The sequence below is a fragment of the Mesorhizobium sp. M8A.F.Ca.ET.161.01.1.1 genome (assembly GCF_004792105.1).
GTDB lineage: Bacteria > Pseudomonadota > Alphaproteobacteria > Rhizobiales > Rhizobiaceae > Mesorhizobium.
The window spans coordinates 76,931-88,890 of the sequence record NZ_SRTD01000001.1; the positions used below are offsets into that span (position 1 = coordinate 76,931).

General features: G+C 62.4%; 10 protein-coding genes and 1 tRNA gene. 6 read left to right on the forward strand and 5 right to left on the reverse strand.

Features of this window, described 5'->3' with window-relative positions; all coding sequences use genetic code 11:
- The first annotated feature begins 217 nt into the window (after positions 1-217).
- Positions 218-293, forward strand: a tRNA-Lys gene (locus EN804_RS00380).
- Positions 294-997: 704 nt separating this feature from the next.
- Here EN804_RS00380 and EN804_RS37035 read toward each other — a convergent pair.
- The gene (locus tag EN804_RS37035) at positions 998-1,483 is read right to left on the reverse strand and encodes a hypothetical protein (protein WP_189522883.1); all 486 of its coding nucleotides are present in this window, start codon (positions 1,481-1,483) and stop codon (positions 998-1,000) included.
- A gap of 174 nt (positions 1,484-1,657) precedes the next feature.
- Between EN804_RS37035 and EN804_RS00395 the strand changes: the two genes are divergently transcribed.
- The 5 genes from EN804_RS00395 (at position 1,658) to EN804_RS00415 (ending at position 7,836) form a co-directional block, all read left to right on the forward strand.
- Positions 1,658-2,719 carry a glycosyltransferase family 4 protein gene (locus EN804_RS00395; protein ID WP_127278678.1) on the forward strand — a complete coding sequence of 354 codons (1,062 nt, stop codon included), beginning with the start codon at positions 1,658-1,660 and terminating at the stop codon, positions 2,717-2,719.
- Between the two features lie 45 nt (positions 2,720-2,764).
- Positions 2,765-4,927, forward strand: coding sequence for an amylo-alpha-1,6-glucosidase (locus EN804_RS00400; RefSeq protein WP_127278680.1), 2,163 nt, complete (start codon positions 2,765-2,767; stop codon positions 4,925-4,927).
- A gap of 106 nt (positions 4,928-5,033) precedes the next feature.
- Entirely contained in the window at positions 5,034-6,824 is a 1,791-nt protein-coding gene (locus EN804_RS00405; protein WP_127872511.1) for a trehalose-6-phosphate synthase, read from the forward strand.
- Positions 6,824-7,627, forward strand: coding sequence for a trehalose-phosphatase (otsB, locus tag EN804_RS00410; protein ID WP_127278357.1), 804 nt, complete (start codon positions 6,824-6,826; stop codon positions 7,625-7,627). Before EN804_RS00405 ends, otsB begins: the two co-directional genes overlap by 1 nt.
- A complete protein-coding gene (locus EN804_RS00415; RefSeq protein ID WP_127278356.1) occupies positions 7,624-7,836 on the forward strand; it encodes a hypothetical protein in 213 nt (70 codons plus the stop codon). The genes otsB and EN804_RS00415 overlap by 4 nt, the downstream gene beginning before the upstream one ends.
- Before the next feature lie 7 nt (positions 7,837-7,843).
- On the opposite strand, the gene dprA is transcribed toward EN804_RS00415, so the two are convergent.
- The 4 genes from dprA to EN804_RS00435 are packed head-to-tail and all read right to left on the reverse strand — an operon-like array spanning position 7,844 to position 11,879.
- Positions 7,844-8,977, reverse strand: coding sequence for a DNA-processing protein DprA (gene dprA, locus EN804_RS00420; protein WP_127278355.1), 1,134 nt, complete (start codon positions 8,975-8,977; stop codon positions 7,844-7,846).
- Complete coding sequence (plsY, locus tag EN804_RS00425) at positions 8,974-9,561, reverse strand: glycerol-3-phosphate 1-O-acyltransferase PlsY (protein WP_127278354.1); 588 nt, start codon at positions 9,559-9,561, stop codon at positions 8,974-8,976. The genes dprA and plsY overlap by 4 nt, the downstream gene beginning before the upstream one ends.
- A gap of 54 nt (positions 9,562-9,615) precedes the next feature.
- Complete coding sequence (locus tag EN804_RS00430; RefSeq protein WP_127278353.1) at positions 9,616-10,902, reverse strand: dihydroorotase; 1,287 nt, start codon at positions 10,900-10,902, stop codon at positions 9,616-9,618.
- A complete protein-coding gene (locus EN804_RS00435; protein WP_135880427.1) occupies positions 10,899-11,879 on the reverse strand; it encodes an aspartate carbamoyltransferase catalytic subunit in 981 nt (326 codons plus the stop codon). Before EN804_RS00435 ends, EN804_RS00430 begins: the two co-directional genes overlap by 4 nt.
- Positions 11,880-11,960: the final 81 nt, after the last annotated feature.

Below are 11,960 nucleotides of genomic sequence, written 5' to 3' on the forward strand. Positions count from 1 at the left end.
GAAAACGATGGTGCTTCGGATTTGTTCCGCCGTGTTGGCAGCCGTTGCCGGACCGAAACCGAAACCGCGGGCTGCTCACCTGGACCCGGGGAACAAAAGCAAGGGGCAGCGATTTAGGGCAAAGAGCGGGTTTGAAACCCATCTTTTCCGGTTGACCGGTCGCGGCACTCTCCCTATGTTCCGCGCAATTTCGGGGGCGGCCTTTTCGAGCCCGCGGGAGCGCGTAGCTCAGCCGGTAGAGCAACTGACTTTTAATCAGTAGGTCATGGGTTCGAATCCCATCGCGCTCACCAAATCAGGTCTCAGTATCCGTAAATCTGTGTCCGCTCGGTGTTCGCAAAATTGAGGCGGGCAGGCCCAAGGCTTTCCGCGATCACACCATAGGCTAACGCGATCACACAGTTCACAATAGAACTACAAGCGGTCGATTCCTTCAGGGATGTAGCCACTCCAAAAGCCCGTCGCAGGTCGCTCCTGTGGCGGGTTTTTCATTAACCAGGGACTGAGGGGCCACGGCGTACGGCATTGTGACCGTCAGCGCCCCGTGCAGCCTTGCACTAGTCGCTGGGGGACAAGCAATTGGCTGTCGCGCATTTGAACCCCGTCCATGTATTTTAGCATCTGCTTGAATTTCTTCTGAAGCAGGATCATGATGCAACAGGTTTGAAGGGGGTAAAGCGTCATGGAATTCGCAAGCTGCTATGACCAAAGCGCGAGCATCTTTGCGGCAACGATGTTCTTGAACATCACGGCGTTTTTCATAATTCTGGCCGCGTTTGCCGTTGCACGGCTGGTTGTAATATCCGGCGAAGGTTCCGTGAACCGGCTTCAGATCGCGTAAAGCCCCCGGAGGCATATGGCCGGAAAGAAGGTGATCGCGGTCAAGGACTGGACTTGCGCTATAAGCGACGAGCTTGGCCGTGTGGTCCTGACGATCAACCGACTTAGGGTGACGGGGTTTCGTTATGATGACGACGCCCCGACGAGCAGTGACCCCTTAGACGCTCCGTGACAGGTGCACGTCCAAGACGGCGGCTTTCTTGGCGATCAGTCCTTCCAGATCCGCATCGGATCGCTTGGTGCCGGTCCGTTCGCGCAGCAGGGAGATCACCGCGCTCATCGAAAGTTGGGCGGTACGACCGCTCAGGATGGCGTCCACCGCGCCGGCAACATCCGGGGTTTCCGTCGGTGCTCGCATGATCGGTTCCTTTCTGTTCAAGTCGGCCTCGGCGCCGCCGGCTGGTCCCCGCACGCCCCGATCGAAGATGACGGCCAGGCCGTTCTTTACGGCGAGTGCGGCGACCATGTCGTCAAGGTCGTGATCGGAAAGTGCTGGCTCCGAAGGATCGGGTTTCAGGGTTCTGCGGATCACCCGGGCAGCCTGGTCCGTCGACACAAAGCCAAAGTGCCGTTTTCTGGCCTCGACATATTGTTCGACGATCATGCTCAGACGCCGGGCTGCGATATCCCTGGGTTGCTGCATCTGGACCTCCTTCGGCTGCCGTAAAGCGCAAGCCGGCATTACCGACAGGAAATAGAGCGGCCGGTCGAATCAAACAGGGGACGGCTCATTCGACGCATCTTCCAATGATTCAGGAACGATCCCGGCGCTGATGCATTTTGGCTCTATGACCAGCTCATTGAGGGACGCCGGGACATGAAGATTGCCCATGTCGCACCGCTTTACGAGTCGGTGCCGCCAAGACTCTACGGGGGCACCGAACGCATCATCTCGTATCTTACCGAGGCGCTCGTCGACCTCGGCCACGACGTGACATTGTTCGCCAGCGGCGACACGAAGACTTCCGCCAAACTGGTGCCATGCCGCGAAAGGGCGCTTCGTCTCGATCCCCGTCCGCTGAAATCCGAGATCGCGGCGCATCTGTCGATGCTCGACGAAGTGAGGAAACGGGCCGACGACTTCGACGTCGTCCATTTCCATCTCAGCCATTTCCTGCATTTTCCTTTTTTCCGCGATATTCCACAGCGCACCGTGACGACGCCGCATGGCAGGCTGGATTACGCGGACCTCGCGCAGGCCTATGACCGGTTTCCGCGGTTTCCCATGATTTCCATATCCCGCAGCCAGCGGGCGCGGTTCGCGTCCGCGAATTGGCTGGCGACAATCCATCATGGGCTGCCGCTTGGGCTTTATGAGCCCGATTTCGAGGCAGGCACGGATGGCGCCTATCTGGCGTTCCTCGGCAGGATGTCGCGCGACAAGCGGCCGGACCGGGCGATCGAGATCGCTCGCCGCACCGGCCTGAAACTGAAGCTCGCCGCCAAGGTCGGCGATGGCGACCGCGCCTATTTCGAGGAAGTCGTGCAGCCCCTGATCGATGGCGACCGGGTCGAGTTTGTCGGCGAGATCGGCGAGGACCAGAAGAGCAGGTTTCTGGGCAATGCGGCCGCTTTGCTGTTTCCCATCGATTGGCCCGAACCCTTCGGGCTTGCGGTGATCGAGGCCATGGCCTGCGGAACCCCAGTCATGGCCTGGAGTTGCGGGGCCATGCCCGAGATCATCGATTATGGGGTCACCGGCTTTGTCGTCGAAACCATCGAAGATGCCGTCGCCTCGATGCCCGATCTCCTGCAACTCGACAGGCGAAGAATAAGAACGGTCTTCGAAAGGCGGTTTTCCGCCGACAGAATGGCCAGGGATTATGTCGCGGCGTATTCGCGGCTGACCAATGGCGTCGAGGAGAGCAGAGCCTCGTAGACCGTCACCCCGTTCGGAAACCAGCACGGGACAATCTTCTTGACCATTACCCAACTCGACGAGCGAAAGCTCGATCCTGCAATAGCACTGGCTTCGCTGGACGAAACCGCCCCCAGGGAGCCGCATCGGCTTTATGCTCTCAAGCATGGCGATTGCTTTGCCGTCGCCGATGCCTATGGCGACATACGTGGCGCCGGCGACGGCTTCTTCCGCGACGACACGCGTGTGCTTTCAGAATTTCGCCTGACAGTTGGCGGGCGGTCGCTGTCGTTGCTTGGCGCATCGCTCAGCCAGGACAACGTCCTGTTCACCACCAACCTGACCAATCTGCCGATCGAGAGCACCGCAAGCCGCCAGATTCCGCAGGGCGCGATCCATATCGAGCGCGCCAGGCTTCTGTGGGAGGAAAGGCTGTATGAACGCATCACGCTCTCCAACTACAGTCGGGAGCATTCGACGGTCCTGGTGTCGCTGCGCTTTGGTGCCGATTTTCGGGACATGTTCGAAGTCCGGGGCTCGACCCGGTCCAAACGCGGCACCGCCCACACGGCCGAGATCGACGGGAACTCGGTCGTGCTCCGCTACGAAGGCCTGGACAAGGTGGTACGAACATCCGCGATATCGTTTTCGCAGACGCCCGATCAATTGACCTCCGAGCGGGCGGATTTCTTCATCGCGATTACCAAGCGAAGCAGCCAGACGCTTTACGTGGAAGTGGGCGGCGAGACGTCAGACCGCCCCGAAAGCCGGCGGTTCCGGGCTGCCGCCGCCCGCGCCCGTTTCGGCATGCGCGCCAAGCGCCGGCACGGGGCGACACTCCACAGTTCGGGCCGCGTCTTCAATGATTGGATGGAGCGGGCCCGCGCCGATGTGGCGTTGCTCACGACGGAATTGGCGACCGGCCCTTACCCATACGCCGGGATTCCATGGTTCTCCACCGCCTTCGGCCGGGACGGCGTGATTTCAGCTCTGCAGATGCTTTGGCTCAATCCCGGCCTGGCTCGTGGTGTGCTTGCCTTTCTCGCCCAGCACCAGGCGACCGAGACCTCCCCCTTCAGCGATTCCGAGCCCGGCAAGATCATGCACGAGACCCGCAAGGGCGAGATGGCGGCGCTGAGTGAGTTGCCGTTCGGCCGCTATTATGGCGGCGTCGACACGACGCCGCTCTACATCCATCTCGCCTGCGCCTATGCGGACCGCACGGGAGACACGGCTTTCATCGATGGCCTGTGGCCATCGCTGTGCGCCGCCGCCGAGTGGATCGAGACAGCCAGTCGTTCGACAGGGTTCCTTACCTACCAGCGCGCCGCCGAGTCCGGCCTTGCCAACCAGGGATGGAAGGACAGTTTCGATTCCGTCTTCCATGCCGATGGCCGCATTCCGAAAGGACCGATCGCTCTGGTCGAGGTGCAGGGCTACGTCTTTGCAGCGTTCCAGGGATTGGCAAAGCTTGCACGGCTGCGCGGCGAAGAGGAGCGGGCCGAAAATTGGGAAATGCGCGCCGATGTCATTCGCCAACAAGTCGAACGCCATTTCTGGATCGAGGACCTCAGCTACTATGCGCTGGCGATCGATGGCGATGGCCAACCCTGCAAGGTACGCACGTCCAACGCCGGTCACCTGCTGTATGTCGGCCTTCCCGATCCGGATCGCGCACGCATGGTCGCCGACCAGCTGCTGTCGGCTTCATTCCATTCCGGCTGGGGGCTGAGGACGCTGGCTGACGACGCGATCTTCTTCAATCCGATGTCGTATCACAACGGGTCCATCTGGCCGCACGACACCGCGATCTGCGCCGCCGGACTGGCGCGCTACGGCATCCGCGACAGCGTGGTGCGGTTGATGAGCGGGACTTTCGAATCCGCGGTTCATTTCAACATGCGGCTGCCCGAACTGTTCTGTGGGTTCACGCGCGCGGCCGGCGAAGCGCCGATTGCCTATCCAGTGGCTTGCCTGCCGCAGGCCTGGTCCGCAGGTTCCGCCTTCATGCTCATGCAGGCCTGCCTCGGCCTTCAGATCGATGGTGGGACGAACGAAATTCACGTGACCCAGCCGCGCTTGCCGATCGGTATCGACAATCTCGTCATTCGTCATCTCTCGGTAGGACATGTGGCGGTGGATCTGACGTTTCAACGCGTGGGAGATCGTGTCGGCGCCTTCCTTGCGGATGCGCATGAGGGACTGGTGCCTCTGGTGGTCAGGAGTTGAAAAATCGGAACCATCATGTGTGCGGAACGTTGGATCACCACGCCAAGGATGCCGGAGTTCCTGTCGGTGGATCTGCCGCATCCCATTGAAAGGTAATCAATTCGAAATGCCCGACAACAGTTCGTACCTGGTCGTCCCTTCGGCCGCACCGTGGCTATTCATTCTCGCAATTGTCGGTATCTTATGCATCGCGCTTGCGGTGGTGGTGTCACGGGCGCATCGGGCCAGAAACACGAAGCGCGCCAGTCTCGAACCAGGACCCGTTCGCGGTCCATTGCCGGAATTCGAAAAGAACGGGCAATCCGCGACCGCCGCGCTCGTCCAATGGTCGCCGGAAACTCTGCGTCACATTTTGGCGAAGGAACTTCCCGATGCGCAGGTGATCGTGGTTTCAAATCGCGAACCCTACATTCATAACCGCAAGGGGGACGATATCCAGCTGGTCGTGCCTGCCAGCGGGCTCGTTTCAGCGCTGGAGCCGATTACGCGCGCCTGCGCCGGCACATGGATCGCCTATGGCGGCGGTTCGGCCGATGCGCTTGTCGTCGATGAAAATGACCGCGTCGAGGTGCCGCCTGAAAACCCTTCCTACACGTTGCGCCGTGTCTGGCTGAGCGAGGAAGAACAGCAGGGCTATTATCTCGGCTTTGCCAATGAAGGGCTCTGGCCGCTCTGCCACATAGCCTTCACCCGGCCGATATTCCGCGCCTCCGACTGGGAGGCCTATGAGACGGTCAACCGCAAATTCGCCGACACCGTCGTGGCGGAGGCCCGCAACGAGCGGCCCATCGTGCTGGTCCAGGACTATCACTTCGCGCTGTTGCCGCGGATGATTCGGGAGCGCCTGCCGGAAGCGATCATCATCACCTTCTGGCACATTCCGTGGCCGAATTCCGAGGTGTTCAGCATCTGTCCATGGCGCGAGAAGATTCTCGAAGGACTGCTGGGCAGTTCAATCGTCGGCTTTCACACCCAGTTCCATTGCAACAACTTCATCGACAGCGTCGACCGCTTCCTGGAGAGCAGGATCGAGCGTGAGGATTCCGCCATCTCCTATGGCGGCCAGATCAGCCTGGTTCACGCCTATCCGATTTCAATCGAATGGGAGCCGCCGCATCTGAGCAAACTGCCTGCCGTTGCAGAATGTCGCCAGCTCATTCGCGAGAAATTCGGCCTGGCCGAGAACGTCAGGCTGTGCGTCGGCGTCGAACGCCTCGACTACACCAAGGGCATCCTCGATCGTCTCAACGCACTCGATGAGCTGCTGACACTGCATCCGGAATGGATCGGCAAGGTCGCGTTCCTGCAGATCGCCGCGCCCAGCCGCGGCACCTTGCCTGCCTATCAACAATTGTATGAGGAATGTCTGCGCCATGCCGAGGATATCAACGAGCGCCATGGTCGTGAAAACTATACCCCTGTGGTGCTGGTGACCGAACATCACTCGCAAACGGAGGTGTACGAGATTTACCGGGCCGCCGACGTCTGCATGGTCACCAGCCTTCACGACGGCATGAACCTGGTTGCAAAGGAGTTTGTCGCGGCCCGCGAGGATGAACAGGGCGTGCTGATGCTCAGCATGTTCGCCGGCGCGTCGAAGGAATTGCTGGAGGCGCTGATCGTCAATCCCTACGACGCGGCGATGATGGGCGACGCCCTGCTGCAGGCCTTGACCATGTCACCGGAAGAGCAACGTCAGCGCATGCGACGCATGCGCGAGGTCGTGCGCGAAAACAATGTCTATCGATGGGCGGGCAGCATGCTGTTCGATGCGGCGCGCCTGCGCAAGCGGGATGCGGTCGATCGTGCCGTCAGCGCCGCCCCACGTTCTCCTGGTCCCAGTTCTCCCGGCAATGTGATATCGCTGCTCGACCGCAAGCGCGTGGCGGCCCTGTGATGTCGACATTGTCAAACTTGACCGTACCCAAAGTCCCGCAGGGTGCGTGGGCCTTGTTCCTCGATATCGACGGCACGCTTCTCGAACATGCCGCGCATCCCGATGCGGTGGTTGTCGGCGATGAGTTGCGGACGCTGTTGGTGGGGCTCGAATTGCAATTGGACGGAGCTCTGGCGTTCATCACGGGGCGGTCGATCGCTGCTGTCGATCATCTTTTCCAGCCCCTCAGATTGCGCGCCGCCGGGCTTTACGGTCTTGAGCACAGGCTCGCGCGTGATGGGCCGGTCGAGGCGGCGGGAGAGCCCGCCGACATCGCCGCACTTGCCGAGGAGATCGAAGCGGAGCTGGATAGTGCGGACGTCTATATCGAGCGCAAGGGTCCGATCCTGGCAATCCACACACGAGCGGCACCGCACTTGTTGCAGCGCGCGACGCAACTGATCGAGCAGGCGCTGGACAGGTTGCCCGTGGGGTATCGGGTGCTGGCCGGCAATGCCGGCGTCGAATTGATGCCGTTGGAGGCGGCGAAGGGAGCGGCAATCAGGCGCTTTTTGGATCTGCCAGCTTTCGAGGGGAGGCGGCCAGTGTTTCTGGGCGACGACACATCCGACGAGAATGGTTTCGAGGCCGTCAATGAGATGGACGGCATTTCGATCCGGATAAAACCGCGCGGACCGACAGCGGCGCGCCATGCGCTGGCCGACGTCGGCGAGGCTTTGGCTTGGCTGGGTGCGGTGAGCCAGAGCAACTTGGATGGATCGACCGGTCTGATCCATCCCTTGAACCGAAGGAGTCGGCGATGACCCAATTCACCAGTCTCATCCAGGAGATGATGCCTGCTTGGCTACGCCGGCGCTCGGTCCCGAATGCGCACGAGAGCGAGCCGAGTTTGGATCCGTCGCGCCCGCGGGACGCGGACGAGGTCTGGCGCCAGTTTGTCCAAAAGGATCTCTTTGGCGCCGACACACAGGATCACGCCGAGGCGGAGGATAAAAAGACCGACCGCCACTGAGGGCGGGTTAGCCGTCCCCGAAAACCAGCGAAACATTGCCGCCGGCGTGGCGTTCAAGGCGGCCGGCGAGGTCGAGTTCAAGCAGCACCATGAAAACCTGGGCGGGGTGCAGGCCGGTGTGACGGATGATCTCGTCGACCGGCACCGGCGTCGGCCCCAGCGCTTCGATCACCTTGGCCCGGTCGCTCTCGCCTGGTGGCGCCGTGGCCGAAAAGTCGGGCGGGTCTTCAAACGGCGGCGGATCAGGTGTTCGCATGCCGGTCAGCGGAAGGATCGCCCTGGAGATGTCCGAAGCCTCGGTGACCAGCGTCGCTCCATCCTTGAGCAGGCCGTTGGTACCGGCGGCGCGTGGATCGAGCGGGGAGCCAGGCACGGCAAAGACCAGTCGGCCCATGTCGCCGGCAAGCCTGGCGCTGATCAGCGAGCCGGAGCGCTGCGCAGCCTCGACCACGACCAATCCAAGGGCGGCACCGGCGACAAGGCGGTTGCGGCGCGGGAAATCCTGGGCGCGTGGCTGCCAGCCGAACGGCATTTCCGAGATGATGGCGCCACGCTCGGTAATGTCATCGCACAGGCCGGTATTTTCGGGCGGGTAGGGCAGGTCGAGGCCACCGGCGAGCACTCCGACCGTGCCGGTCAAGAGACTGCCCTGATGCGCCGCCGTGTCGATGCCGCGCGCCAGGCCGGAGATGATGCCATAGCCGTCTCCTGCGAGATCGGCTGCCAGCATGCGCGCCATCTTGATGCCGGCAAGCGATGCGTTGCGGGCGCCGACGATCGCGATCCCCGGCAACCGGAACACCGCGGCGTTACCCTTGACCGCCAGCAGCGGCGGCGGATTGTCCATGCTGCGCAGCAGCGGCGGATAGTCTGCCTCGCCGATGCCGACAAAGCGTGCACCGATCCGCCGCGCGGCCTCCATCTCGGCCTCGGCTTCGGCCAGCGAAGGGATGCGCACGATCCGGTTGGCGCCACCGGAAATCATCAGTTCCGGCAGCATTTCCAACGCGACCTCGGCCGAACCGAAACGGTTGATCAGGTCGCGAAAGGAGGCCGGGCCGACATTCTGGGTGCGGATCAGCCGCAACCAGCTCAGCCGCTGGCGATCGGTGAGACGCGGCCCGGCGGCCGGTTCGCTCACCCCTTGGCTCCGATCTTGCCTTCGGTGCCGGCCATCAGCCGCGAAATATTGGCCCTATGCTTGATGAAAACGATGATGCTCATCACCACGAACAGCGCTGCAACCTGGGGTGTGCTCATGACGTAGAGGGCGATCGGGACGACGACGGCTGCAGCAAGCGCTGCAAGCGAGGAGAAGCGAAACAGAAAAGCCATCACCAGCCAGACAACGGCAAAGATCAGCGCCACCTGCCAGGCGAGGCCGATCAGCACGCCGAGATAGGTCGCGACGCCCTTGCCTCCTTTGAACCCCAGCCATGCCGGAAACAGGTGCCCCAGAAAAGCGCCAAGGCCGGCCCAGACCGCTGTTTCAGGCGCGAAATGGCCTGCTATCAGCACGGCGGCCGTGCCCTTCAGCGCGTCAAGCAGCAAGGTCGCGGCGGCAAGCCCCTTGTTGCCGGTGCGCAGCACATTGGTGGCGCCGATATTGCCGGAGCCGATCTTGCGCACGTCACCGAGGCCGGCCGCGCGGGTAAGCAGCAGGCCGAACGGAATTGAGCCCAGCAGATAACCGAACACCAACGCCAGGATCAGGCCATACGTCATTGTTTCCCCCGCATTTCCCCCGGCCATGCTCGATGTCGCATGGCTATTGCCGGCTCAGGCGGAAAACACTGTGCGGCCCGCCACCAGCGTTTGCAAGACCTTGCCCTGCAGGCGTGCGCCTTCGAAACAGGTGTTTTTCGAGCGCGAGCGGATGCCGCTTTCACTGACGATCCAGGGCTCGTCGAGATCGACAAGCGCGAGATCGGCTAACGCGCCTGGCTTCAGCGTGCCGCCGGGCAATCCGAACAGCCGCGCCGGCGCGGTGGACAAGGTCTCGATCAGCCGGAGCAAAGGCACATCGCCATTGTGGTAGAGGCGCAAGGCAGCGCCCAGCAGGGTTTCGAGGCCGATGGCACCGGCTGCCGCGTCGGCGAAAGGCAGGCGCTTGGTGTCGACATCCTGCGGATCATGCGAGGAGACGATGACATCGACCGTACCGTCCCTGACCGCCTCGATGACAGCCAGCCGGTCTTCCTCGGCGCGCAGCGGCGGCGTCAGGCGAAAGAAGGTGCGGTACTCGCCGACGTCGTTTTCGTTGAGCGACAGATTGTGGATCGACACGCCCGATGTCACTGCCGCTCCGTCGGCCTTCGCCCGTGCCATGGCGCTTGCCGCCATTGCCGTCGAGATCTTCGCGGCATGGTACGAACCCCGCGTCAGCCGCGCCAGCGCAAGGTCACGCTCGAGCGGGATGGATTCGGCTTCACGCGGAATGCCGGAAAGGCCGAGCCAACTGGCATACAGGCCTTCATTCATGACGCCCGATGACCCAAGGTCGGCATCCTGCGTTTCATGGACGATGGTGGCGCCGAAATCGCGCGCGTAGGTCAGCGCGCGGCGCATCACCAGCGCGCTCGATATGGTGTGCCGGCCATCGGTGAAGGCGACCGCGCCGGCCTCGCGCAGCAGGCCGAACTCCGTCATCTCGCGCCCGTGGAGGCCCTTGGTGATGGCTGCGGCCGGAAAGATGTTGACGACGGCCGTATCCTTGGCGGTGCGCAACACGAATTCGACCAGCGCCACATTGTCGATCACCGGGTCGGTGTCGGGCATCATGACGATCGACGTCACTCCGCCGGCGGCCGCGGCGACACTCGCCGAAGCGATGGTTTCGCGATGCTCGCCGCCCGGCTCGCCGATGAAGACCCGGCCATCGATCAAACCTGGCATGATCGCCTTGCCGGCGCAGTCGATTGCCGTGGCGCCTTCGGGGACGCCCTGGTTCAGCGCCGCCTTGCCCGCGGCAACGATTTTCTTGCCATCGACTATGACGGAGCCGACTTCGTCGATGCCGCGCGAAGGGTCGACGATGCGAGCGCGTTCAAAGACAGTCGTGCTCATGCGCCGCGACCCTCTTGATTGCGGCCCTCTTGATTACGACGGGGATCAAGCAGCGCTTCCATGACCGCCATGCGCACGGCGACACCCATTTCCACCTGTTCCTGGATGACGCTTTGCGGGCCGTCGGCGATTTCGGAGGCGATCTCGACACCTCGGTTCATCGGGCCGGGATGCATGACCAGCGCGTCATCCTTGGCCGCCTTCAGCTTATCGGTATCAAGGCCGAAATAGCGGAAATATTCGCGCACCGACGGCACGAAGGCGCCTTCCATGCGCTCGCGCTGCAAGCGCAACATCATCACCACATCCGCGTCCTTCAGGCCTTCCGCCATCGAGCGGCAGACGATCACGCCCATCCTGTCGATGCCCGAGGGCAGCAGCGTCGAGGGTGCCACCACCCGCACCTGTGCGCCGAGGGCGTTGAGCAGCATGATGTTGGAGCGCGCCACGCGCGAATGCAGGATGTCGCCGCAGATCGCCACGATCAGCTTCGACAGCGGACCCTTGGCGCGGCGGATGGTGAGCGCGTCGAGCAGCGCCTGTGTCGGGTGTTCATGCGCGCCGTCGCCGGCATTGACCACCGAGCAACCGACCTTCTGCGCCAGAAGGGCCGCCGCGCCCGCCGACTGGTGGCGGATGATCAATATGTCGGGCCGCATGGCGTTCAGCGTCATCGCGGTGTCGATGAGCGTCTCGCCCTTCTTCACCGAGGAACTCGCCACCGACATGTTCATGACATCGGCGCCAAGCCGCTTTCCAGCCAGTTCGAACGAGGACTGCGTGCGGGTCGAGGCTTCGTAGAAGAGGTTGATCTGGGTGCGGCCGCGCAGCGTCGAGGTCTTTTTCTCGGACTGCCGCGAGATCGCGACTGCCCGATCCGCCCTGTCGAGCAACAGCTCGATGTCGGCGGGCGAAAGATCGCTGATGCCCAGAAGATGGCGGTGAGGATAGAGTGGCAGGGACGAAGCGTCGGTCATCTCAAGGGGCTGCTATAGGGTGCGGATTTCGCGCCCGCAAGCACCCGCTTTGCATTGACGCCGTTCTCCCCGGTATTTTCG